At 66.5% G+C, this 24,698-nt stretch carries 20 protein-coding genes; 8 read left to right on the top strand and 12 right to left on the bottom strand.

All coding sequences use genetic code 11. The features are described from left to right. Positions 1 to 11 precede the first annotated feature (11 nt). On the top strand, positions 12 to 1,118 hold the full coding sequence (queG, locus tag T8S45_RS12865) for a tRNA epoxyqueuosine(34) reductase QueG (protein ID WP_322294015.1): 1,107 nt from the start codon (positions 12 to 14) through the stop codon (positions 1,116 to 1,118). Here the strand turns inward: queG and T8S45_RS12860 are convergent. The 9 genes from T8S45_RS12860 to T8S45_RS12820 form a co-directional block, all read right to left on the bottom strand. Continuing rightward, positions 1,102 to 2,328, bottom strand: coding sequence for an NAD(P)/FAD-dependent oxidoreductase (locus T8S45_RS12860; RefSeq protein ID WP_322294014.1), 1,227 nt, complete (start codon positions 2,326 to 2,328; stop codon positions 1,102 to 1,104). The genes queG and T8S45_RS12860 overlap by 17 nt on opposite strands. Positions 2,329 to 2,331: 3 nt before the next feature. Then, a complete protein-coding gene (locus tag T8S45_RS12855; RefSeq protein WP_322294013.1) occupies positions 2,332 to 7,065 on the bottom strand; it encodes an NAD-glutamate dehydrogenase in 4,734 nt (1,577 codons plus the stop codon). Positions 7,066 to 7,217: 152 nt separating this feature from the next. Beyond that, a complete protein-coding gene (locus T8S45_RS12850; protein ID WP_322294012.1) occupies positions 7,218 to 7,970 on the bottom strand; it encodes a tetratricopeptide repeat protein in 753 nt (250 codons plus the stop codon). Continuing rightward, a complete protein-coding gene (locus T8S45_RS12845) occupies positions 7,967 to 8,731 on the bottom strand; it encodes an alpha/beta hydrolase (protein ID WP_322294011.1) in 765 nt (254 codons plus the stop codon). The genes T8S45_RS12850 and T8S45_RS12845 overlap by 4 nt, the downstream gene beginning before the upstream one ends. Beyond that, the gene (locus tag T8S45_RS12840) at positions 8,728 to 9,888 is read right to left on the bottom strand and encodes a M48 family metallopeptidase (protein ID WP_322294010.1); all 1,161 of its coding nucleotides are present in this window, start codon (positions 9,886 to 9,888) and stop codon (positions 8,728 to 8,730) included. The genes T8S45_RS12845 and T8S45_RS12840 overlap by 4 nt, the downstream gene beginning before the upstream one ends. 3 nt (positions 9,889 to 9,891) lie before the next feature. After that, positions 9,892 to 10,977, bottom strand: coding sequence for a YjgN family protein (locus tag T8S45_RS12835; protein WP_322294009.1), 1,086 nt, complete (start codon positions 10,975 to 10,977; stop codon positions 9,892 to 9,894). A 198-nt stretch (positions 10,978 to 11,175) separates the two neighbouring features. After that, a complete protein-coding gene (locus tag T8S45_RS12830; RefSeq protein ID WP_322294008.1) occupies positions 11,176 to 11,385 on the bottom strand; it encodes a helix-turn-helix transcriptional regulator in 210 nt (69 codons plus the stop codon). Beyond that, entirely contained in the window at positions 11,382 to 12,002 is a 621-nt protein-coding gene (locus T8S45_RS12825; RefSeq protein WP_322294007.1) for a hypothetical protein, read from the bottom strand. The genes T8S45_RS12830 and T8S45_RS12825 overlap by 4 nt, the downstream gene beginning before the upstream one ends. Continuing rightward, positions 11,999 to 12,187 (bottom strand): hypothetical protein, encoded by a 189-nt coding sequence (locus tag T8S45_RS12820; RefSeq protein ID WP_188640840.1) that lies wholly within the window; start codon positions 12,185 to 12,187, stop codon positions 11,999 to 12,001. Before T8S45_RS12820 ends, T8S45_RS12825 begins: the two co-directional genes overlap by 4 nt. Before the next feature lie 162 nt (positions 12,188 to 12,349). Between T8S45_RS12820 and T8S45_RS12815 the strand changes: the two genes are divergently transcribed. The 4 genes from T8S45_RS12815 (at position 12,350) to T8S45_RS12800 (ending at position 17,514) form a co-directional block, all read left to right on the top strand. Beyond that, complete coding sequence (locus T8S45_RS12815; RefSeq protein WP_322294006.1) at positions 12,350 to 14,008, top strand: alkaline phosphatase D family protein; 1,659 nt, start codon at positions 12,350 to 12,352, stop codon at positions 14,006 to 14,008. Between the two features lie 190 nt (positions 14,009 to 14,198). Further along, positions 14,199 to 14,705 (top strand): 3'-5' exoribonuclease, encoded by a 507-nt coding sequence (locus T8S45_RS12810; protein ID WP_322294005.1) that lies wholly within the window; start codon positions 14,199 to 14,201, stop codon positions 14,703 to 14,705. A gap of 55 nt (positions 14,706 to 14,760) precedes the next feature. Next, positions 14,761 to 16,764: a threonine--tRNA ligase gene (gene thrS / locus T8S45_RS12805; protein ID WP_322294004.1), complete on the top strand. Its 2,004-nt coding sequence runs from the start codon at positions 14,761 to 14,763 to the stop codon at positions 16,762 to 16,764. Positions 16,765 to 16,767: 3 nt separating this feature from the next. Next, on the top strand, positions 16,768 to 17,514 hold the full coding sequence (locus tag T8S45_RS12800; RefSeq protein ID WP_322294003.1) for a TSUP family transporter: 747 nt from the start codon (positions 16,768 to 16,770) through the stop codon (positions 17,512 to 17,514). Here T8S45_RS12800 and T8S45_RS12795 read toward each other — a convergent pair. The 3 genes from T8S45_RS12795 to T8S45_RS12785 are packed head-to-tail and all read right to left on the bottom strand — an operon-like array spanning position 17,511 to position 20,393. Then, positions 17,511 to 17,633 carry a hypothetical protein gene (locus tag T8S45_RS12795; RefSeq protein ID WP_268235607.1) on the bottom strand — a complete coding sequence of 41 codons (123 nt, stop codon included), beginning with the start codon at positions 17,631 to 17,633 and terminating at the stop codon, positions 17,511 to 17,513. The two genes, T8S45_RS12800 and T8S45_RS12795, sit on opposite strands and share 4 nt — an antisense overlap. Positions 17,634 to 17,668: 35 nt before the next feature. Then, a complete protein-coding gene (locus T8S45_RS12790; protein WP_322294002.1) occupies positions 17,669 to 18,664 on the bottom strand; it encodes an agmatine deiminase family protein in 996 nt (331 codons plus the stop codon). A 10-nt stretch (positions 18,665 to 18,674) separates the two neighbouring features. After that, positions 18,675 to 20,393, bottom strand: a complete 1,719-nt coding sequence (locus T8S45_RS12785; protein WP_322294001.1) for a M28 family metallopeptidase — start codon at positions 20,391 to 20,393, stop codon at positions 18,675 to 18,677. A gap of 87 nt (positions 20,394 to 20,480) precedes the next feature. Here T8S45_RS12785 and T8S45_RS12780 point away from each other — a divergent pair, with 87 nt between their 5' ends. From T8S45_RS12780 to T8S45_RS12770, 3 genes are all read left to right on the top strand, one after another. Beyond that, on the top strand, positions 20,481 to 23,198 hold the full coding sequence (locus tag T8S45_RS12780; protein ID WP_322294000.1) for a bifunctional [glutamine synthetase] adenylyltransferase/[glutamine synthetase]-adenylyl-L-tyrosine phosphorylase: 2,718 nt from the start codon (positions 20,481 to 20,483) through the stop codon (positions 23,196 to 23,198). After that, entirely contained in the window at positions 23,195 to 23,662 is a 468-nt protein-coding gene (locus T8S45_RS12775) for a peroxiredoxin (RefSeq protein WP_322293999.1), read from the top strand. Before T8S45_RS12780 ends, T8S45_RS12775 begins: the two co-directional genes overlap by 4 nt. 375 nt (positions 23,663 to 24,037) lie before the next feature. Further along, entirely contained in the window at positions 24,038 to 24,697 is a 660-nt protein-coding gene (locus T8S45_RS12770; protein ID WP_229658016.1) for a M23 family metallopeptidase, read from the top strand. Position 24,698: the final 1 nt, after the last annotated feature.

The raw sequence follows: 24,698 nt of genomic DNA, 5'->3' as shown, positions 1-24,698 counted from the left end.
CACTCGTACCGATGACTGCACCTAGCGCGCCAAAGGTTAAAGCTCCATCGCCCGACAGCCTCGCGGCGCTACAGGATCGCTTGCGCGACGAGGCGGTGCAGCTCGGTTTCGATGCGGTCGGCTTCGCGGCGGCAAAAGACGACCCGGCGACGGGCGCGCGGCTGCATGCCTGGATCGGCGAAGGCATGCATGGCGAGATGGGCTGGATGGAAGCGCGCGCGCATCAACGCCAAGGCCCGCAATCGCTCTGGCCAGAAGCCCGAAGCGTGATTGCGCTGGGGGCGAGCTATGCGCCGTCGACCGATCCACTCGCGCTGGAAGACGAACCCGATCGCGCGCGGATCTCGGTCTATGCGCAGGGACGCGACTATCACGACGCGGTGAAAAAAAAGCTCAAGGCACTGGCGCGCTGGCTGGTCGCCGAAGCAACGAAGGAGGGGCTGGGCGAGCGACAGGTCAAGGTGTTCGTCGACACCGCGCCGGTGATGGAAAAGCCGCTTGGCCAGAAGGCGGGGCTGGGGTGGCAGGGCAAGCACACCAACCTCGTCAGCCGCGAGCACGGCAGCTGGCTGTTCCTCGGCGCGGTCTATTCGGATCTGCCGTTCGCGCCCGACCCCGACCATCCCGACCGTTGCGGATCATGCGACGATTGCCAACGCGCCTGCCCGACCGATGCGTTCCCGCAGCCGTACAAGCTCGATGCACGGCGCTGCATCTCCTACCTCACGATCGAACATGCAGGGCCGATCCCCGAGGAATTCCGCGCCGCCATGGGGAACCGGATCTATGGCTGCGACGATTGCCTCGCCGTGTGTCCGTGGAACAAGTTCGCCGATACCGCGCATCGGTGGAAGGAATTCCTCCCGCGGGCCGAACTCGTCGCGCCGCGCCTCGCCGAGTTCCTCGCGCTCGACGATGCAGGCTTCCGTTCGCTGTTTTCGGGCTCGCCGATCAAGCGGATCGGGCGCAATCGCTTCGTGCGCAATTGCCTTATCGCGGCGGGGAACAGCGGGGAACACGGATTGCTCGATCAGGTCGGCGTGTTGCGCGAAGACCCCGATCCGGTGGTCGCCGAGGCGGCCGAATGGGCCGCCGCACGGCTTACAGCAACGACTTGAGCGGGATCTCGGGGTCGGCCAGCGCCTCGACCGGCGCCTGCGTTCCGGCTTCGACCAGCCGTCGTCCCTGGGCATAGTCGCGGGTCGCGTTGACGCAGTCGAGCGCCACCACGCGGCCATTCCGCAGGTAGACCACCGAAAAACTGCGGCTGGCCGGATCGCCGCGCAGCACACGCTCGTCATGCGTGTTCGACAGTCCCACCGTCTGCAGCCTGAGGTCGTACTGGTTCGACCAGAACCACGGCACCGCATCGTAGGGCACCGGCTCGTCCACGATCGCGCGCGCGGCGGTATTGGCCATGTCGTTGGCGTTCTGGACCGACTCGAGCCGGATCACCTCGCCGCCGGCGAAGCGGTTGGCGTGCAGCGCGCAATCACCGATCGCATAGACGTGGTCGAGCGAGGTATGGCAGTTCTCGTCGACATCGACCCCGCCACTGCCGACCGCGCCGGCGCTCAGCAAGGGTGCAATATTGGGCACCAGTCCGATGCCGGCGATCACAAGGTCGGTCGGGACGGTTTCTCCGCTTGCTAGGCGGACGCCGGTGACGGCGCCTTCACCCTCGAGCGCGACCACTTCGGCGCCGAGCCGGATATCCACCCCCTGCGCGCCGTGCTCGGCGGCGTAGAAATCGGAAATCTCGCGCCCGGCGACGCGCTTGAGCAGGCGGTCTTCCTGCTCGAACACCGTGACCCCGATCCCGAGCCCGCGCAGCACTGCCGCCGCCTCGAGCCCGATATAGCCGCCGCCGATCACCGCCACGCGGCCCGCGCCCGCCTCGATCGCGGTGCGCAGCGCATCGGTATCGGTGCGGCGGCGGATCGCATGGACGCCTGCGAGGTCCGCACCGGGGCATGACAGCCGCCGCGCCTCGCCGCCAGCGGCCCAGACCAGCGTGCCGTAGGAAAGCTCCTCGCCGCTCGCCAGCTCGACTGTCCGAGCGTCCGGATCGACCCCGACGACCTCGGCTCCGCCCTGCCAGTCGATCCCCTTGGCGGCCCAGAAATTCTCGGGCCGCAGCAGGATTCGTTCGAACGGCTTGGCTCCGGCGAGGTATTCCTTGCTCAGCGGCGGGCGCTCATAGGGCGGGTCCGGCTCGCGCCCCAGCAGGCGCACCGTTCCTTCGAAGCCGCGCTGCCGCAGCGCGATCGCGCATTGGGCCCCGGCATGGCCGGTCCCGACGATCACGACATCGGCAGCGTCCGCCATCGCCTAGCGCAGCAGCAGGTTGCGCGCCTGGCTGGCGATCTGGGCGAGCATCGGCGCGGTTACGGGCACCGCGTTCTGCGCACGGCCGACCATGGCTCGGAACTGTGCGATCGCCGGGGCGTGCTTGTCCGACCAGTTGTCCACCGCCTTGACCGGGTCCTTCGCCAACTTGCCGCGCCCGACGCGGCGCAGGAACGCCAGCCGCATGTGCTGGAAATCCTGTGCCAGTCCCGCGACCAGCAGCCGCTCCCACGGGTCGGACGGATTCATCTGCGAGGCCGTGGTCTGCGCCCAGTCGAGACCCAATTCGCGGCCAAGCTGGATGAAGGCCTTGGTCAGCTGCACCGGCTGGACATCGCTGTCGCAGGCCAGCTGGACGAGGCCGACAGCGCCGTCCAGTTCGAACAGTTCGGCGATTTCCTCCACCAGTTCGCTCGGTGCACCGGCTTCGCTCAGCTTGGTGCGGATGCGGTTCGAATAGGCCTTGCCTTCCTCGGCGAGGAGCCGCTGCTTGGCCTTGTCGAGCTTGGTGATGCCGGGCGAGAGCTTCTTCACCAATTCGCTCGGATGGCAATCGCCGCCGCCACTGCGCAACAGGTCGGCGATATGGGTGCGGATCGCCCAGGCGACGCGGTCGAACAGTTCGAGCCGGGCCTGTTCGTCCATCGGCGTCTCTTCGATCCGCTCGAACAACGCGGGCAGGTCGAACAACCGGTCAGCCGCGACGAAGGCCGACGCGACCTGCGCCAGCGTCACGCCTTCTTCCTCGACCAGTTCGAACGGGTGGCTGACCCCCATCCGGTTGATGATCAGGTTCGAAAGCTTGGTCGCGATCAGCTCGCGCCGCAGACGATGACCTTCGATCTCGCCCTTGAACTTCTTGCGCATCGGTTCGGGGAAGGCGGCGAACAGCTCGCGTTCGAGTGCCGGGTCCTCGGGCAGCGGACTACCTTCGATCGCGTCCTGCAGCACGAGTTTCGACGAGGACAGCAGCACCGCGAGTTCGGGTCGCATCAGGCCCTGGCCGTCATTGGCGCGGCGAACCAGCGAGGCCCCGTCGGCGATCCCCTCGGTCCGGCGATCGAGATAGCCGCGATCTTCGAGCGCCTCGACCAGGCGGACATAGGAGCCGGTCGCCTGCGCCCCGCCGCGTTCGGCGATCGACAGCGCGAGCGCCTGGAGGCGGTTGTCGTCGAGCACGATCTCGGCGACCTCGTCGGTCATCTTCTCGAGCAGGTTGACGCGGCGCTGTTCGGTCAGCTCGCCATTGCGCTTCGCCGCGGCGAGCGCGATCTTGATATTGACCTCGTTGTCCGAGCAATCGACCCCGGCGGAATTGTCGATGAAGTCGGCGTTGATCCGGCCTCCTTCGAGCGCGAACTGGATGCGCCCGGCCTGCGTGATGCCGAGATTGGCGCCTTCGCCGATCGCCTTGACCCGCAACTCCGAACCGTCGACCCGGATCGCGTCGTTGGCCGGGTCGCCGACCTGGCTGTTGGCCTCGCTGCTGGCCTTCACATAGGTGCCGATGCCGCCGAACCACAGCAGGTCGGCGGGTGCCTTGAGGATCGCCTGCATCAGCGCTTCGGGATCGACCGACTTGTCCTCGATTCCCAGCGCCTTGCGCGCCTGCTCGCTCAATGCGATCGACTTCTCCGAGCGCGAGAACACCCCGCCGCCCGCCGAAATCTTCGCCGTGTCGTAATCCTTCCAGCTCGACCGGCCGAGCTTGAACAGGCGCGAGCGCTCCTTCCAGCTGACTGCCGGATCGGGATCGGGATCGATGAAGATGTCGCGATGGTCGAACGCGGCGACGAGCTTGATCGCTTTCGACAGCAGCATGCCGTTGCCGAACACGTCGCCCGACATGTCGCCGACGCCGACGACCTCAATGGGGTCTTCCTGCACATTGACGCCCATTTCGAGGAAATGACGCTGGACCGAAACCCACGCGCCGCGAGCGGTGATCCCCATCGCCTTGTGATCGTAGCCCTTCGATCCTCCCGAGGCGAAGGCGTCGTCGAGCCAGAAACCGAAATCGTCGGCGATCCCGTTGGCGACGTCGGAATAGGTCGCGGTGCCCTTGTCGGCGGCGACGACGAAATAGGGATCCTCGCCGTCGTGGATGACGACGCGTTCCGGATGCACGACCTTGTCGTCGACGATGTTGTCGGTGATCGAGAGCAATGCGCGGATGAAGACTTCGTAGCTTGCCTGCCCCTCGGCCAGCCAGGCATCGCGATCCTGCGAGGGATCGGGCAGTTGCTTCGGATAAAAGCCGCCCTTGGCACCGGTCGGCACGATGACCGCGTTCTTGACGCGCTGAGCCTTCATCAGGCCGAGCACCTCGGTGCGGAAATCGTCGCGCCGGTCGGACCAGCGCAGGCCCCCGCGCGCGACCGGGCCGGCGCGCAGGTGGATGCCTTCGACGCGGCGCGAATAGACGAAGATCTCGCGCCACGGCAGCGGCTTGGGCAGGCCCGGGACCTTGGAGGAATCGAACTTGAATGCCAGCGCGTCCTCGCCCAGCGGGGCGAATGCGTTGGTGCGCAGGATCGCGTCGATCGTGCTCGAATAGAGCCGAAGCAGGCGGTCGTCGTTGATTGCCTTCACCTTCACCAGGCCACGGCGGACCGCATCGCGCGCTTTCTTCGCCGCGCCATCGCGATCCTTGCCATGGTCGGGATCGTGCTGCGCGCGGAACAGGGCGATGAGCGAGCGCGTGACGTCGGGCGCATGCTGGAGCGCCGCGACGACGGTAGGAAGGCCGAAGCCCATCCCGGTCTGGCGGAGGTAGCGGAACCAGGCCCGGAGCCACTCGGCTTCCTGCGCGGCGAGGCCGGTGGCGACGATCAACGAATTGAAGAAATCGTTCTCGTCATTGCCGTTGAGCACTTCGGCGATCGCCGCCTCGATCGGCTCGGCGCGCTCGAGCAGGCGTTCGGCGGTGACCCCGACCGGCAGGCCGAGCTCGAAATCGTGGATCGTGCCGAGTTCGCCGTCCTCGAGCCGGGTCGGAACCTCGCCGAGCACGCGGAACCCGAAATTCTCGAGCGCGGGCACTGCATCCGAAAGCGCGAGCACGCCCTTCTTCTGGTAGACTTTCAGCCGCAGCCGGTTGCCCTGGTCGTCTGGCAGGCGATGGAGCCGCGCGCCGCGCATGGGCGCGCCATCGGCACCTTGTTCGTCGGACAGGTTGCGCAGCCGCCGGATATCGGTCGCCGCCTCGAGCGGGCCGTAATTCGCCCGGTAGCCAAGGGGGAACGCAGGGGCGTAGCGGGCTGCAATTGCCGCCGCGCGGCTTGATTCCTCATGGTTGGCGAGCTCGCCTTCGACCGCTTCGCTCCAGCCGCGAACCATTGCCTGCAGCCGTTCATCGAGCGGCGCTTCTTCGGGCGTCTTCTGCCCGTCGCGGATATCGTAGACAAAGCGGAGCATGGCCAGATTGCCGCCCTCGATCGTCAGGCTCCAGTCGAGCAGCGTGGCGTCGGCGGCATCGCCGAGCATGTCCTGGATCTGCTTGCGCACCGTGGTCGACATCGTGTCGCGCGGCAGCCAGACGAAGGCGAAGAGGTGCCGGGCAAGCGGGGCCTGCACCATCGACAGCTTGGGCCGCGGCCGATCGGTCAGGCTCATCATCGCGGTGACGATGCGTTCGAGGTCGTCGGCCTCGAACCCGATCACCAGATCGTGCGGGAGGGTGCGCAGCGCATGCACCAGTGCCTTGCCGGCATGGCCGCCGGGATCGAAATCGAACTTGGCGATCAGCTCGCCGAGCCGCGAACGCAAGACAGGAATCTCGGTCGGCGTGGTCGCCAGCGCGGCGCTGGTCCAGACGCCGGCATGGACCGACAGCGCGGTGACCTTGCCCTGCTCTCGGACAGGAACGATGAACAGGTCGAGCGGGACCTGGCGGTGGACTTTGCTCAGCCGGTTCGACTTGATGATCAGCGCGCCCTTCGAGCGCGAACCGTCGGCAGCATCCTCGAACCACTTGAACGCGCGATCGTAGCTCTGGTCGAACAGCACCGACTTGCTGCTCTTGCGGCAGATGCCGAGGACGTCGCTGTGCGAACCGTCGCGATAGCGGGTAATGTGCCCGAGCTGGGTGAGGTTGCCGGCGTTGAGCCACTGCAGCAGCGCAGCACTTTCGGAATCGCCGAGCCGTTCGGCATCGGCCGCCATCAGTTCCTGCATCCTGGGCCAGTCGGTCACCGCGGCGCGCGTGTCCGCCAGGGTCGAGGCGATCGCCTTTTCGAGCTCGTGGCGATGCTTCGCATCGATCCGGTCGGTCTCGATATAGATCATCGACTCGCGCCGACAGTCTTTCGCGGGGTTCTTCGGCACGTCCTCGAGACGCCCCTTTGCGTTGCGCTCCACGCACAATACGGGGTGAACGAGGCGATGGATCGCGGCACCTGCATTGGCGAGGGTCAGCGCAATGGAATCGACCAGGAACGGCATGTCGTCGTTGACGATCGCGATCCGCATGAAGCGTTCGGATGCCGAACCGCTGATCGTCTCGATCGCGAAGGTGGGTTCGTCCGCGTCGCGCTGCATCGCGGTGCGCGCGGTGAATTTCGCCGCCTCGTCCAAGGCCTTGCCGGTGAGTTCGGGCTCGTCGGGCAATAGCGAACCGGCGATGCGCCTGCCGATCTCCTCCGCCAGTTTGCGCGGAACGCGCTTGGTATTCGCCTTCGCGCCGGACGCTGCCGCCGCTTTCTTATTCGCCGCCATGCAATGCTCCAGCCGGCTGTCCAATCCTCTCCCACGCGCGACGGCGCGGGTCTCCGGGCGGGCCTATGCGCTTCGCTCCGAACTATCGCAAGGGCTTGTAGTGGCGTCCGGGACGAAGCGGTTTCCGCTACGGAACGGAGCGCGATGTGCGCTCACTCGGCAAGCTGCGCGAGATAGGCCCGGGCGCGGTCGGCCTGTTTGGAATCGGGCGCCAGCGCGACAACCGACTCGAAGCTAGCCCGCGCCGCATCCTCGCGCCCGTCGAGCGCGGCGATAACGCCTGCCTCGAGCCCCGCTTCAAGGTCTTCGGGCGCGAGGCCGATGGCGGTTTCGATGAAGCCCTGCGCGCTTGCGAGGTCGCCGGTCCGCCGTGCGAGTGTGGCAGAAAGCAGCCAGCCGAGCGCGAATTGCGGCGCATCCGCGCGCGCATCGGCGAGCGCCGCCTCGGCATCTTCGACTTGCTCGAGCGCAACGAAGGCACGCGCGAGATCGACCGCGGTTTCGCCGGCGAGCTCGGTTTCACCGGCCGCGCGGGCGTCGTCTCGTGCCATGCGCAGGGTCGGCAACGCTTCGAGCGGAGCGGGCACGGCGAGCAGCGCATTGCCTGCCATCGCCCCGAGTCGCGCGCGTCCGGCGCGGTCGGTTTCGGGCGTCGCATCGCGCGCGGCGAGGAAGGCATCGCTCGCTGCCTGCCAGCGCAACAGGCTGGTATAGGCGATCCCGAGGCAGGTCTGGGGCGCTGCGCTCCCCGAACCCGAGGTTTCGCCCAGCCAGCTGCCGCCATTGGCGATCGCGGTGGTCGGATCGCGGCGCGCCTGTGCGAGGCATTCTGCCAGGCGCGGGTCCTGCGCGATCGGCAGGCTGGCCGATTGCAATGCGGTGGCGAGGAAAGCGGTGGCTATCACGCGTGGTCTTTCAGGCGGTCTAGAAAGGAAGCGATCGTATCGAGCAACCGCGCGACATCGATATCGCGCGACATGCGGTGATCGGCATCCTTGACCAGCAGGACCTGCACATCGTCTGAACCGAGCTTGTCGGCCAGTCGCAGCGAGACCTCCCACGGCACCTCGTTGTCGCGCTGTCCGTGGAGCAGCACCACCGGGCAGGTCAGCGGGATCGCGCCCTCGAGCTGGCGATTGGCCTGCCCGTCGGCCCAGAAACCGGGATGGGTGGGCGTGGGCGGGTAGCCGTAATCGTTGTCCTCGTGGATCGTTTCGCCGTCGGCTAGTTTGCGCTTCTGGTGCGCATCGTAGCCCCAGTCGGTAAAGTCTGGCGCTGCCGCGATCCCGACCAGCCCGGCGCAACGATCGCCCAGCGCGCGTGCCGCGAGCAGCATCAGCCAGCCGCCCATCGAAGAGCCGACCAGCACTGCGCGGTCATCGCCTTCGCTGCCGCCGACATACCCGACCAGTGCCACCACTTCGTCGCGCCAGCGGCTCAGCGAGCCTTCCGCGAATTCGCCCGAGCTCGAACCGCAGCCCGAATAATCGAGCAGGAGGCAGGCGCGGCCATTGCGCGACGCCCAGTCGAAGAGTGCGGTCGCCTTGCTGCCCTCCATGTCCGAAAGGTAGCCCGGCAGGAACACCAGCAGCGGCCCCTGCCCGTCAGCGAGCCGATAAGCGATCCGGCGGCCATCGCACAGGTCGAGGAAAAGGGGGTCGGTCATCGCGCGCGTTGGTCGCGAACCGGCACGGGCGAAGCAACCGATTCTTCTGCTTCGTCGTCGCGCCCTTTGCGAGCTTCGTCGACGGGAAGGCTGATGATCGACGCGCTTTCCGCGACGTCGGGATCCTCCGCGCACATGTCCTGCAGCGCGCGCCACTCGGTATCGCTGAGCGCCGGGTCGTAATCGCCACCCTCGGCTGCCTCGCGAAACGCATCGGCGCGCTCGTCCGAATGCGGGTGGCTCGAAATGTAGCCGATCATCGTCCGCGCCGAGCCTTCGGGACCGCCTTCGCCCGCGAGTCGATCGAACAGGGCCGCTCCACCCTCGGGCGAGATACGTGCGCCCTGCATCCGTGCGATGCTGTAGGTGTCGGCCTCGCGTTCGGCATCGCGCGAATAGCTGAGCGAGAGCAGCCCTGACACGGTCGATCCCCCAGCGCCGTCCATTCCGCCGAGCAGCACCGAAAGACCCATCTGGCGCAGGAGCGATTGCATCACGTGGCGTTTGCGCACATGGCCGATCTCGTGGCCGAGCACGGCGGCGGCTTCCTCGGGCGATTCCGCCTCGGCGAGCAGGCCGTCGAACAGCAGGACGCGCCCGCCGGGCAGCGCCACCGCGTTGACCATGTTCATGTTGACCACTTCGACGCGCAGGTTCTCGTCCGTGCCGTCGAGCTTTTCGACGAGCTTCGCCAGCGCCGCGTCGCCATCCGCCGTCGAGCACACCCGCCCGCCGAAATCGTCGAACAGCAATTCGCCGATCCTCGCCTCGGTGCTCTGCGGCACGAGCGGGGCGATCCAGGTCGGTGCGGTCAAGAAGACGGTCGCCGCGATGGCGCTGATCCCTGCAAGGATCACCGCCGCCCTGGCCAGCCCGATCCGGTCGATGAAGCCGCCATAACGGACCTGCGCGGGCAGCCGCCCTTCGAGTTCCGGCGCGAGCGGATTGCTCACGCCCAGCCGCCAGCCGTCGATATCGGCATGGCGATAGGTCAGGTATTCGCCCTGGTCGTCATTGAAGGTGAGATCGGCGAACTTGTATTCGCCGATGACCGCCTCGTCCTCGATCACGCGGAATTCGGGCCCGAACGGTTCGATCAGGACGTAGCGCCGGACCGCGCTGGAGCCGTCGTAATGCCAGGCCGGGAAGCGCGACACGGCCTAGAACGCCCCCATGTCGAACGCATCGAGCAGGCCTTCGCCATGCTTGGAACGCTGCGTGTCCGACTGGGTCAGCCGGTCGAGATCGATCTCGCCATAGGCTTCCATGTGGGTGACGAAGAATTTCCAGTGGCGGTAGGTGAGGAAGATCCATCCTATCCCCAGCGTGCCGACGACGAGCAGGATGTCGACCAGAAACAGCTTGAACCAGTCCTGGGTGCTCGCATCGAAGCGGAAATCGAGGTTTTCGAGGCTCAGGCCGGAAATCGCGACACGGAAATATTTTGCGTAATAGAACAAGGCGATGAAGCCGATCAGCGCATAGAAGCCGAGAAAGAACAACACGAAGCCGATTACCGCGCCGGCAGTCACGACATCCGAATCGCCCTCCGCGATGCCCGATGCCGCCATCAGGATGCCGAACACCAGCGCGGCGGCGAAAAAGACGAAGGGCGCCGCGTAGAACAGCAAATAGCGCTTCATCAAATCGCCCGCATCGCCCTCGGCACGGAAGCGAAAGGGGCCGAAGCTCATCTGGTTCCAGCGCTCGTTCCAGAGCTGGATCATCGCCCAGGGCACAAGCAGTCCGAGAACGAGGTACCCGACCGCCCATTTCCAAACATAGGACCAGCCATAGGACCAGCCGCGATCGTCGCTGCCGCCACGGATGCCGTGCCAGTAGGTCCGCCCCATGCGATAGCGCAAGGCACGGAACAGCGCGACGCCGCCGAGGTAGAAGGTCAGGACGAACACGCCCAGCAGCAGCGCTCCGGCGAGCCCCGGTTGATTGTCGAAGACCAACCGGTTGAGCACCAGACTGACGAAGAAATACGGGCCGAAGAACAACACCAAAACCAGCAAGAAGCCGAAGAACAGCTCGAGCCCCGTGCCGGTCCATTCGAGCCGCTCGTCGATGAACTGGGTTCGACCCCAGAGATATTTGCGCTCGCGCGTCTTGGCCCAGAAGCGATACACTCCCAGCGTTACGATCGTCAGCAGCAGGTTCGGAAAGGCAATCGCGGCGAATTCGCGCCAAGTGCCGTGAAAGCGGAAAGCGGAGTGCCCGCCCGCATCCTGTTCGTCCATCGATTCCCCCTTTAGGAGGAATGAGTTGTCGCGAAAATCGTATCCGGATCAACCGGGCTTGTCCGGCCGGGCGGGGACAGTCCTACATCAGGACGGGCAGGGTCAGTCGATCCTGCGCATCGTCGCAGACGCCGGGCGCAGAGCAAGAAGCAACCAGCAGCAGCGTTGCCGCGAGCATGATGGCGTTGGTCATCTTCTTCATCGCCCTTCTCCCTCTTCTTCCGGCGCGAAGATATCCTCGATGTGGAGTTCGAAGACTTGCGCTATCCTGAATGCGAGCGGAAGCGACGGGTCGTAGCGCCCGGTTTCGATCGCGTTGACCGACTGGCGCGAGACGGCAAGCCGCTCGGCCAGTTCCTGCTGCGACCAGTTGCGTTCGGCGCGCAGCACCTTGAGCCGGTTTTTCACAACGCGCCCCAGCTGCCATAGGTGATGCGATTGGACGCCGCACCGATGAACTGGCCGAAGAACCAGACGACCGCGACCCAATAGGCGTCCAGATGCGGGACCACGCCACCGACTTCGAGAAACCCCCAGATCGTCGCCGCACCCAGCGCGAAACCGGTCGCAATCAAGGCCTGGCGCACGATCAGCATGCGCAGGAATTCGTCCTGCTCCTCCACGATCAGGCGACCGATCGCCCAGAAGATCCCGACCACGGCCAGTCCAGGCAAGACGCTCAATGCCGCCCGCAGCGCCATCGGCGGATCGCCGGCCTTGAGCACCGCGATCTGGATCGCGAATACCACGAGGTAGAGCGAACTGAAGATCGCCACGCGCTTGATGTATGCGCGCTGCGCCTCTCCCTTTCCACCGCAGCTTGCGGTGGCGACCGCGGCGTTGTTGGCAACCCGGATCATCTGGAAGAACAGCGCGGCTGGAATGATCATCAGGATCATGGTCGTCGCCGTGTTGATGGCTCCGGTCATAGCCAGGCCGGCGACGCCGCCGAAGCTGGCGAAGGTCATCGCGGCCCAGAGCGGAACCGAATGGCGCAGGCGGGACGTGGTGTTGGCGGCGGTCATGCCTTGCTCCGCTTGAAGGGGTTGCAGTTCCGGCGATTGCCGACGAGCCATGCTCCCGGGAACAGCGCGAGCAGCGCGAAGGGCGCGAACTGGGCAATTTCCTCGGGTACGATGTCGACCACCGAGAGCAGCGCGATCCCGATCATCGCCGCGGCGAGCAGGAGGGCTTGTTGGATCTGTTTCATGGCAAGGGTCCTTATCTTGATGTAAAGCGTATTTGTCATGATTCGCCCTCAATGTCAACCGTCCTTTCCAAATTGGAGCGGAGGCTTGTCCCCTGAAGACGACCCCTTGTCATCGGGGCGTCATTCGCGCGATGCAGGCGAACCGCGAGGAGAGAAGCCACGATGATCGCCGCCGAACCGCCCGCCGCCACCCCGCTAGCCCCGCTCGACCGGCGCACCCTGCTCAAGGGCGGACTGCTCGGCGCGGGACTTGCTTCGGCAGCCCCCCTCGCAGCGCAGTCGGCCCAGAGCTTCACCCACGGCGTCGCCAGCGGCGAGCCCGGTCCCGACCGCGTTCTCTTATGGACGCGGTATGCCGGTGCCCAGGACACGCGGCTGACCGTCGAACTGAGTGGAACTATCGACTTTACCCGTCCGGTCGCCGGCGCGAGCGTCACCGCAGCCTCCACGCGCGACTGGTGTTGCAAGGTGGTGGTCGACGGTCTCGCGCCCGATCGCTGGTATTATTACCGCTTCGTCGCCCCCGACGGCGCGACCTCGCCGATCGGCCGTACGCGCACCCTTCCGCAAGGTCCGACGACGCGCTGGCGAATGGCGGTGTTTTCCTGCTCGAATATCGGCTTCGGCTGGTTCAACGCCTATGCCCACGCCGCCGCGGCGGACGAATTCGACGTCGTCGTTCACACCGGCGACTATTTCTACGAATACGGTGCGGGCACCTATCCGTCGCGCGAACAGGCACTCACCGGACGCGGCCTCGACCCGGCCGACGAGACGATATCCCTTGCCGACTACCGGCTGCGCCACGCGACCTATCGCCGCGATCCGGACCTCCAGCGGCTGCACCAGCTTTACCCGATGATCGCGGGATGGGACGATCACGAGAGCGCCAACGATTCCTGGCGCGGCGGCGCGGAGAACCACCAGCCCGACACCGAGGGCACGTGGGTGGTGCGCAAGCGCGCGGCCATGCGCGCCTATCGCGAATGGATGCCGGTATCGGACGATCGCTGGGCGACCTACCAGATCGGCGACCTCGCCACGCTGTTCCGGCTCGAGACGCGGCTTACCGGGCGCGACGAGGCCCCGAGCCTGCGCGCGGTGCTGGTCGGATCGCAATCGCCCGACGAGGCGCTGGCGAGCCTCGCACGGTTTCGCGACGGCGACTATGCCGACCCCGCGCGGCAGATGCTCGGGACCGGGCAGGAGCGCTGGCTGGCCGATGGGCTGCGCGCCTCAAAGGCGGGCAAGACGCGCTGGCAGGTGCTCGTCCAGCAGGTGCTGATGGGTTCGCTTTCCACCCCGGTCGCGCTGGCCGAGGCGCTGACCGACGAGGTGCCGGACTATATCCGCCGCCGGGTGCGCGAAGGCGCACTCGCAAGCCGCGCGGGGATCCCGCTCAACATGGATGCGTGGGACGGCTACCCCGCCGCCCGCGCGCGCCTATTCGAAAGCGTGCTCGCCGCCGATGCCGATCTCGTGGTGCTGGCGGGCGACAGCCACAATGCCTGGGCGTTCGACCTCGATCACGACGGCGAAAACGTGGGGGTCGAATTCGCCGGTCACTCGGTCACCTCACCCGGCTTCGAGGGCTATCTCTCGCAAGTTGCCCCGCAGCGGCTCGCGCGTTCGCTGGTCGAGGGCAACGACCAGTTGCGCTGGGCCGACACCTCGGGGCGCGGTTACATGGCGGTCGAGTTCACGCCCGACCGGGCCGTTTCGGAGTATCGCTTCCTGTCGGGCATTCGCAGCCGCTCGACGACGCTTTCGGGGACGCATCGCGAATCGCTCGCGATCGGTCAGCGCAAGCTGGATGCTTGATCGCGATCCGCCCCGACGCTATCCCGCTGGAATGGCCAAAGCGACCATCACGACCACGACTACCACGACCTCGGGCAACCGGGGGGGGTCGGTCGCGGCGTAAGCCCCGGTCCCGCCACCCGGTTTCGGGTGGCAGCGCGCCAGCTTCCCGAAACCGGTAACTTCACCGTACGGCGCGCGGACAGGCATCATGCGCTATTACATCGATACCGAATTCAACGGCACCGGCGGTCAGCTGCTGAGCATCGCGCTGGTGCGCGAGGACGGCGCGCGTTTCTATGAAGTGCTGCACGCGCACGAACTGGTGGTGCCGTGGGTGAAGGAACATGTCGTCCCGCATTTCGGGCAGGAGCCGGTCGCGCGGCTGCAGGTGGTCAAGAAGCTGCAGAAATTCCTGCGCAAGGATCCCGGGCAGCACGTGTTCATCGCCGACTGGCCCGAGGACCTGGCGCATTTCAACATGATGCTGCTCCGCGATCACGGGCGACGCAACGATCCGTTCCAATATGCCTGCCTGCTCCTGCACCTGCCCGGCTTCGACACCGCCGAGGCGAGCGATATCCCGCACAATGCGCTCGAAGATGCGCGCGCGCTGGCGGATTACGTCGAGGGCAATCTCGCCGGATCACGCAAGGGCATGATCGCCGAAGACCTCGCGCTGGTGAGAAACGCTTGCGGTGACGCACCACTTGCCTAGGGGTCTCGCCCCAAGGCATAGCCCCATCTGAATACGGATACGAAAGCCCAGAGAGATGACCGAACTGCTCAAGATCAGCCTGCCCGATGGATCGGTGCGCGAGATGGAGGAGGGCTCCACCCCTGCCGACGTCGCCGCCGCGATCGGGCCGGGGCTCGCCAAGGCCGCGCTCGCCGCGCGCGTCGATGGCGAGGTGCGCGATCTCAACCGCCCGTTCGAGGGCGATGCCGAGCTCGCGCTGATCACCGCGCGCGACGAGGAAGAGGCGCTCGAGCTCGTCCGCCACGATTACGCCCACGTCCTCGCCGAGGCGGTGCAGGCGCTGTGGCCGGGCACCCAGATCACCTTCGGTCCTGCGACCGACGACGGCTTCTATTACGACGTCAAGGCACCGGACAGCCGCGATCCGTTCGGAATGGACGACCTGCCCGCGATCGAAGAGAAGATGCGCGAGATCATCGCCGCCGACAAACCGCTGCGGCGCGAGGTCTGGAGCCGCCAGCAACTGATCGACAAGTGGGAGGCCGAAGGCGAGGTCTTCAAGGCCGAATGGGCCAGGGAACTGCCCGAGGACGAGGAATTGACGGTCTACCATTCGGGCGACGACTGGCTCGACATGTGCCGCGGACCGCACCTCGCCAGCACCGGCAAGCTCGATCCCAAGGCCTTCAAGCTGACCCGAGTGGCGGGTGCCTACTGGCGCGGCGACCAGAGCAACCCGCAGCTCACCCGCATCTACGGCACCGGCTGGCTCAACAAGAAGCAGCTCAATGCCTACCTCACCCGGATGGAGGAAGCGGCCAAGCGCGACCACCGCAAGCTGGGCCGCGAGATGGACCTGTTCCACCTCCAGGAAGAGGCGCACGGCTCGGTTTTCTGGCATCCCAAGGGTTATCGCATCTGGCGCGCGCTCGAGAGCTATATGCGACGCAAGATGGACGGCGCCGGCTATCGCGAGATCAAGACCCCGCAGGTGATGGACGCGCGCCAGTGGGAGCAATCGGGCCACTGGGGCAAGTATCGCGAGAACATGTTCGTCATCCCCGACGAGGTGCCCAACACCGAGGACGAGGGCGACCTCGTTTCCAAGGACGCCGACTGGATGGCCTTGAAGCCGATGAACTGCCCGGCGCACGTTCTCGTCTTCAAGCAGGGCATCACCTCCTATCGCGACCTGCCGATCCGGCTCGGCGAGATGGGCTGCTGCCACCGCAACGAGCCGCACGGCGCGCTCCACGGGCTGATGCGCGTGCGCCAGTTCACGCAGGACGACGCGCATATCTTCTGCACCGAGAACCAGGTGGTCGAGGAAGTGCGCGCCTTCTGCCAGCTCGCCGACGCGGTCTATCGCGATTTCGGGTTCAAATACGCGATCAAGCTCGCGCTGCGCCCCGAAAAGCGGCTCGGTTCCGATGCCGACTGGGACAAGGCGGAACAGGAACTGCGCGACGCGGTCGAGGAAGCCGGAATGGCGAACGAGGAGTATGGCTGGGAGGAACTCCCGGGCGAAGGCGCGTTCTACGCTCCCAAGCTCGAATGGCACCTCACCGATGCGATCGGCCGCACCTGGCAGGTGGGCACGATCCAGGGCGACCGCGTGCTGCCCGAGCGCCTCGATGCGACCTATGTCGGCGAGGACGGCGATAAGCATCGCCCGGTCATGCTCCACCGCGCGATCTTCGGGTCCTACGAGCGGTTCATCGGCATCCTGATCGAGCATTTCGCCGGTCGCCTCCCGTCGTGGCTCGCGCCGGTCCAGGCGGTTGTCGCGACGATCGTCTCGGACGCGGACGACTACGCCAAGGAAGCGGTGGCGAAGCTCGAAGCCGCCGGCATCCGCGTCGACAGCGACCTGCGCAACGAGAAGATCAACTACAAGGTACGCGAGCACTCGCTGGCGAAGGTCCCGCATTTGCTGGTGGTCGGCAAGCGCGAGGCCGAGGAAGGCACCGTCGCGGTCCGCACGCTGGGCGAACAGCAACAGAAGGTGATGACCCTCGAAGAGGCGATCGCCATGCTGACCGACGCAGCCACGCCCCCCGACCTCAAGCAGGCCTAGGGCTTGGAACTTCTCGCAGGTTTTACCGCCCTCCAGCTCGCGGTCGCACTCGGGACCGGGCTCTCCGCGGCGTTCATCCGCGGGCTGGCGGGCTTCGGACTGGCGATCCTGCTGGTGCCGGTGCTGGCGCTTGCGCTGACTCCGGTCGAGGCAGTGCTGACCACCAACGTCGTCGCGATGCTGATCGGCGGGATCGAGCTGCCGCGCCTGCTGCGCGAGGCGGAAAAGAGCGTCTGGACCATCATCGGTCTCGTGCTGCTCACCACGCTGCCGGGACTGATGCTGCTCGCCGCGACGCCGCCCGACCTCGCCCGGCTGCTGATCGCGCTGGTGGCGCTATCGGCGTTCTTCGCGATCCTGTTCCCGGTGCGCGAGCCCGAACAGCCCGGCCCCGTGATCACCGGGCTGACCGGCGTGGCGACCGGTCTCCTGACCGGGTTCGCAGGGATGCCCGGGCCGCCGGTCGTGCCGTACTATGTCGGACGCGCGATTCCGCGCCATGTGGCGAAAAGCTCGATGATCCTGATCTTCACCTGCGCTGCGGCGATCGGCATCGGTTCGGGCGTGGCGATCGGCGCGATGGAATGGCGGCTCGCGCTATTGGGCGCGATGCTGCTGCCGGTGGTACTCGCCGGCACCTGGCTCGGCCGCAAGGCGGACGGCCACGTCACCGACCGCGCGTGGCGCATCTTCGTGGGATTGGTGCTCGCCGCGGCGGCGATTGCCGCGCTAGTGAAGCTGGTCGGCTAGTAGGGCAGCGGCTGGCCCGCGAGAATCAGCGCGACAGCGCAACCGAGCACGAGCGCCTTGCGGAACAAATCCGCCCGATCGGTCGCGATCATGCGCGTTGCTGCGAAAGCCTTGGCCATGCGGCGAAGTGTCGCAGCATGGCCCTAAGAATGGGTTAAGCGGCCGCCACCTCCGGCTTTTGGGGCATCTGCATCGAGGCGCAGTGGAACGAGCCGCCGCCCGCGAGCACCGCGTCGGCCGGCAGTCCGATCGCCTCGCGGGTCGGGAACAGCTCGCCGATGGCCGCGACCGCCTCTTCGTCGTGCACCGAGCCGTAGGTCGGCACCGCGACCAGCGCATTGGCGATCGCGAAGTTCATGTAACTCGCCGGCACGACCTCGTCGCCCATCGTCACCCGGCCCGGCGAGGGCACGTCGAACAGCGACAACGTGGTGTCGCCGATCCGCGCGCGGGCATCGGCATAGACCTTTGCATTCGGGTCGTCGGCGCCGCTCGGCACGGGCAGGGCCAACGCGTTCGGCGCGACGAAACGCGCAAGATTGTCGACATGGCCGTCGGTGTGGTCGTTGACGAGCCCGTCGCCGAGCCAGATCACCTCGTCGACTCCGAAGGCCTCGCGCATCCGCGTCGCTGCCTCGGCCTGCGACAGATCGTCATTGCGGTTGTCGTTGGGCACGCATTGCGCGGTGGTGACCAGCCGGCCCGCGCCGTCGACGTCGATCGCACCGCCCTCGAGAATCCAGTCGTGCGGCTCCACCGGCAACCCCGCGTCTTGTGCGATCTCCGCACCGATTTCGGCATCGCCGTCCATCAAATATTTCCCGCCCCAGCCGTTGAAACCGAAGCGCAGCGCGCGGCGCTCACCGTCGTCGAACACGGTCAGCGGGCCGGTATCGCGCAGCCAAATATCGCCGTAGCGCCGCCGCTCGAGCTTGACCGAGGCCGACACCAGCGATTTCGCCCGCGCCTCGTTCGCGGCGTCGCGCACCAGCAGGCGGACCTCCTGCCCGCTGTCGGCGACCGCGTTGGCATAGGCCGCGATCTGTTCCTGTGCGCGCGCCAGCACGCCGGGCCATTCGGCCTCGTCATGCGGGAAGCCGATCCACAGCCAGTCCTGCGGCGCCCATTCGGGCGGTAGGATACGCGTCACGAAAGCGGCGTCAGGTAGCCGGATTGCACGGCGCGTCGCCGGTGCAATCCTCGTCCCGAAGGCGGCGAAACTCGTCGCCCTCGTTCCAGTTCGGCCAGCTGGTCGACATCGCCAGCATCCGGCCGAGACGATAGAACAGCCGCAGGTCCTGCATCACGCCCGACCAATCCCAGGTCTCGTCGAACTCGTCGCCGACATCGTGGTAGGCGGTCTCACGATAGCGATCCTCGTAAGCGCGGCCGGCCTCGACCCCGCCATCCTTCAAGTCCTGCCCACCATCGACATAGAGCATCGGCAGGCCGCGCTTGGCCATGCTGAAGTGGTCCGAGCGATAGTAATAGCCGGCCTCGGGCGAGGGGTTGGGTGTCGCCGTGCGACCACCGGCCTCCAGCGCCGCTTCGAGGAAGGCGTCGAGCTGCGACTTGCCCGGCCCGACAACGGTCACATCGTTCGACGGCCCGGCGAGCGAGAGCGCATCCATGTTCACCCCGCCGACGGTCTGGTTGAGCGGGAAGACCGGGTTAGCGCCGTAATATTCGGAGCCAAGCAGGCCCTGCTCCTCGGCGGTCACCGCGAGGAAGACGAGGCTGCGGTCGGCCGCGCCGGCCTTGCCGTGCGCTTCGGCAAGCGCGACCAGCGCCGCGGTACCTGTGGCGTTGTCGATCGCGCCGTTGCAGATTTCGTCTTCCTGCCCCGGCGCACACTTGCCGAGATGGTCCCAGTGCGCGGTGTGGAGCACGTATTCGTCGGGCCGGGTCTTGCCCGGCAGGACCCCGATCACGTTCTTCGAGGCGAAATTGCGCACCGAATTGTCGAACGAGGTCGAAATCGTCGTGCCCAGCGGCACCGGCTGGAAGCCCTGCCGACGCGCGGCAGCGGTCATCTGGGTCAGGTCCTTGCCAGATGCGCGGAGGATCTGCTCGGCCACTTCCTTGCGCACCCAGCCGTTCATCGCGGTCTGGCTCGCGCCCTTGTCGGCCCGTTCTGCATAGCCTTGGCCGCCGGCCCAGCTGTTCTTGACCGTGGTCCAGCCATAGGATGCCGGCGCGGTGTCGTGGATGATGATCGCGCCGGTTGCACCCTGGCGCGCGGCTTCCTCGTATTTGTAGGTCCAGCGGCCGTAATAGGTCATCGCCTTGCCGTTGAACGGACCTTCGAGCGTTTCGACGCCGAAATCGGGATCGTTGACGAGGATGACCGCGGTCTTGCCCGTCATGTCGATCCCTTCGTAATCGTTCCAGTTCTTCTCCGGCGCGACGATGCCGTAGCCGACGAAGACGAGCTCGCTATCCTCGATCCGGGTGCGCGGCGTTTCGCGATAGGAAACGCCGACCCAATCATCCTGATAGGCGAATTCCATCGTTTCGCCGCCAGCCTCGACCGTCAGCGGCGCGAAATTGCTTCCCGTGATCTCGACCAGCGGCACGTCCTGAAACCAGCTTCCGTCATTGCCCGGCTCGAGCCCGGCCGCCTCGAACTTCTCGACCAGCCAGGCGAGGGTCTTTTCCTCGCCGACCGTGCCGGGCATGCGCCCCTCGAATTCGTCCGACGACAGGGTGCGGGTCCCTTCGCGGATCGTTTCGAGCGAGATTTCGGGGACCTCGACTTCCGGGATATCGAGCCCGGCTGCGTCGGCGGTCTGGGGCGTATCGTCCGAGCCCGAGCTGCAGGCGGCGAGCGCCAGCGCGGCGCCGGCGGCCCAACTGCAAGCGATGATACGGCGGATCATGGCAGGTTCCTCTCGAATTTGTTTTCGCCCCCCGATTGCCAGAGCGCGTGCTTGCTCGCAAGCGCCAGCGCGTTACACACGCGCGCCATGGCCACTACGCCGAGCCCTGTCGAACCCGGTGAGGCGATCGAACGCGCCCGGCGACACGCGCCCTATCTCGCGCGGATGATCGACCGATTCGAACTGCTCGCCGGCCTGTTGCAGGACGGGCTGTACGAGGAGGCCCTGCTCGCGGCGCGCGCCGCCGGGGCGGGCGCTTCCGATCTCGGCACGGCCCTCAGGCGCGAGCGCAATGCGCTGGCGCTGGTGCTGGGGATCGGCGACATCGCCGGCGCTTTCCCGCTCGACCGCGTGGTCACCGAATTGTCCGACTGTGCCGACCGCACCCTCGATCGCGCGATCGGCCACGCGATCCGCCGGCGCGCGGGCGACGAGGCCGCGGTCGATGGCTTCATCGCGCTGGCACTGGGCAAGCACGGCGCGCGCGAGCTCAACTACAGTTCGGACATCGACCCGATCCTGCTCTACGATCCCGAGCGGCTCGCCCGCCGCGACCGCGACGAACCGGGCGAGGCCGCGCAGCGTTATGCGCGCGAAATCGTTTCGCTCCTGTCCGAACGCACGCCCGAGGGGTTCGCCTTCCGCGTCGACCTCCGGCTTCGCCCGGCCTCCGAGGTGAGCCCGCTCGCCGTCTCGCTGCCCGCCGCCCTGACGCATTACGAAAGTTCGGCGCTGGCGTGGGAGCGCGCCGCTTTCATCCGCGCGCGACCGGCTGCGGGCGATATTCGCGGCGGCGAGGAATTCCTCCGCGCGATCCGCCCCTTCGTCTGGAGATCGAGCCTCGACTTCGGCGCGATCATCGAGATGGGCCGGCTGTCGGCAAAGATTCGCGACAGCAATGAAGGACCCGATGCGGTCGGCCCCGGCTTCGACCTCAAGAAAGGGCGCGGCGGAATCCGCGAAATCGAGTTTTTCGTCCAGATCCACCAGCTGATCCATGGCGGGCGTGAGCCTGCGCTGCGCGTCCGCGGCACGCGCGAGGCGCTCGATTCGCTTGCCCGCGCCGGACGGATCGAAGCCGACGACGCCGACCGGCTAGGCGCGGCATACGACCGGCTGCGCGTGATCGAACACCGCCTGCAGATGGTGGGCGACCAGCAGACGCACTCGATTCCCGCTGACGCCGAGGCCATCGCCGGGATTGCCGCGCTCGACGGATCGGACGACGCGGAAACCCTGCTCGACGAATTGAGCGACCTGACTGGCGATGTCGCCCGGCGCTACGACTCATTGCTCGATACGCTTTCGGGCGAACCGGACGATCGATCGGGGACCAAGCCACTTTCGCGGCAGGTCGCCGACCTGTCATTCTCCGATCCGGCGGATGTGGCGCGTCGGGTAGAAAGCTGGACCGGAGCGAAATTCCGCGCGTTGAGGTCCGAAGCGGCACGCCAGGCCTTCGACGCGATTCGCGGTCGGCTGCTCGAGGCGCTGGCCGATGCGCCCGAGCCTGATCGCGCGCTCGCGCGGTGGGAGGCCGTACTCGCGCACCTCCCGACCGGCATCAACCTGTTCCGCCTGCTCGAGGCGCGCCCGGCGCTGCTCGAACGGCTGGCGGCGATCCTGTCGCTCGCGCCCACGCTGGCCGACCGGCTGGCGCGGCGCCCGGAGCTGTTCGACCCACTGATCGATACCGGCGCGAGTGAATTACCCGGCAGCGTGCAGGAGATCGTGGCCGATCTCGCGCGGATCGATGTCGGCGACAATTACGAAGCCCTGCTCGACCGCGTCCGTCAGCGGGTCGGCGAATGGCGCTTCGTGCTCGGCGTGCAACTGATCGAAGGCGCGCGCGACCCGCGCGAGATCGGGCGCGCCCTCGCCCGGGTCGCCGAAGCCGCGCTCGCGGTGCTCGGCAAGGCTGCCGAAGCCGAATTCGCGCACAAGCATGGTCGCTTTCCGGACAGCGAGATGCTGGTGCTCGGGCTTGGCCGGCTCGGCGGCGGCGAGCTCACCCACCTGTCCGATCTCGATATCGTCTATCTCTACGAAAGCCCGGACACAGCGGAGAGCGACGGCGAACGACCGCTCTCGGCCTCGCTCTATTTCAATCGGCTCGCGCAGCGCTTTACCGGGGCGTTGAGCGTGCCGACATCCGCGGGGGCTCTGTACGAGGTCGATACACGGCTGCGCCCGTCGGGCACGCAGGGGCCGCTGGCGGTCAGCCTCGATCGCTTCGATCGTTACCAGCGCGACGAAGCGTGGACGTGGGAACACATGGCGCTGCTGCGGGCGCGCACTGTCTACGGGTCGCAGGAAGCGCGAGCCAGACTCGACGCAATGATCCGAGATGTCCTTTGCACCGAGCGCGAGCCCGCGGCGTTGCGTCGCGACGTCCTCAACATGCGTGACGAGATGGCCCGCCACAAGCCGCCCGCCGGGTCACTCGACCTCAAGCTCGTGCGTGGGGGGCTGGTCGATGTCGAATTCGTCGTCCATTTCCTGCAGTTGCGCGATGGCACGGCGCTCGACCCGGAGTTGGGGCAGGCGATATCTCTGCTGGTCGAAAGCGACGCGCTCGATCGGAACTTCGCCGAAGCCCACGCACTGATGGCGCGCACGCTGATCGCCGCGCGGATGCTCGCCCCAGAGGCCACGCCGCCTTCGCCGGCGGCGCGGGCAGCGCTTGCCAAAGCGGCCGGGGTCGGGTCATGGGGGGCACTCGAAACCGCGCTGGGTGAAGCCCGCAGCACCGTCGCCGCGGCCTGGGCGCGCACCTTCGAACAGGATCTGGAGCTCGACCTATGACGATCACCGAAGGCGAAAAGCTACCCGACATCGCCATGGCCACCCCTGAAGGCGGCGAAGTGCGCCCGTCCGATTTCGAGGGGCGCAGTGCCGTGTTGTTCTTCTATCCCAAGGACAACACCCCCGGCTGCACCACCGAGGCGAAGGATTTCTCCGCACTGAAGGCCGACTTCGATCAGGCCGGCTGTGCGCTGCTCGGGATCAGCAAGGATTCACCGCAGAAGCACCGCAACTTCATCGCCAAACACGACCTCACCGTTCCTCTCGCCACCGACGCGCAGGAAGGCGGCCTCTCCGACAAGCTCGGCGTGTGGGCCGAGAAGAAGATGTACGGGCGTACCTTCATGGGAATGGTGCGGACCACGATCCTGCTCGCGCCCGACGGCACGGTCGCCCGCGTCTGGCCGAAGGTAAAGGTGAAGGGGCACGCCGAAGAGGTGCTCGAAGCGGTACGAAACCTGTAGCGGCGAGTCACGATTCAGGCCTCGTAGACCGGCCAAATTTTACCTTTTGGTAACTAAATTTCGGGGTTTTGCGCCGAGTTGAGACAGCCAAATGATTGAAACGCCGGGCTATTTTTTGAAAACCGCGCAAGATTCCATCGTAAAACAAGGTAAATCGTGCGTTGAAACGATTCAACGCAACAGATCACCGGTCTGACGTAAAAACGGGAACTGTCGCTTGCCATGCGCAACATCCCGGTTACCCATACAAACAGCGACGCAGGGAAAGGTTCCCACACGGCGATCGCGAAAGTTTCGGGCCCTTCGCGGGGGACAATGCGAAGCGGCTTCTTGGATCAAGCGGTGCTCCGGCGCCGGTAATGGACGGGTAATTTTATGGTACGGGTCTCGGCGATCAAACGCCTCATGGGCATCGTCTTCGCAAGCGCCATGCTGGCAGGTGCCACGCCGGCAGCTGCCGAAGAAGCGAGCGAAACCGACAGCGAGCTGAACGAGGAGAAATTCTCCGAACTGTTCGATCGCTGGCAGGCAGAAGAAGACGGCCGCAACGCGGAAGCGGGCGATTTCGGCGCGGAAATCTCGGTTCCCTCGACCATGCCGCTCGAAAACATGCGCATGACCTCGAGCTACGGCATGCGCGATCACCCGATCTTCAAGCGCCGCCGCAATCATAACGGCGTCGATCTCGCCGCGCCGACCGGTACGCCGATCCGCGCCACCGGCGACGGTGTCGTCGAGAAGGCGCAGCGCTGGGGCGGCTATGGCCTCTACGTCCAGCTCGATCACGGCGGAAAGCTCGAAACGCGCTACGCCCACATGTCGCGGATGGCGGTTTCGGCCGGCGAACGCGTCACCAAGGGCCAGATCATCGGATATGTCGGCTCGACCGGCAATTCGACCGGCCCGCACCTGCACTACGAAGTGCGCATCGCAGGCGCGCCCGTCGATCCCTCGCCCTACATGACCGGCGCGATGGACGAGGAAACCTTCGCCGCGCGTTACGGTCACCTGACCGGCCAGGGCGGCCCCGAGTAAG

The organism is Pseudoblastomonas marina, assembly GCF_034374265.1.
Classification (GTDB): domain Bacteria; phylum Pseudomonadota; class Alphaproteobacteria; order Sphingomonadales; family Sphingomonadaceae; genus Alteriqipengyuania_A; species Alteriqipengyuania_A marina.
The sequence above is the reverse complement of the archived record's forward strand: the minus strand, read 5'-3'. Positions and strand labels throughout refer to the sequence as shown.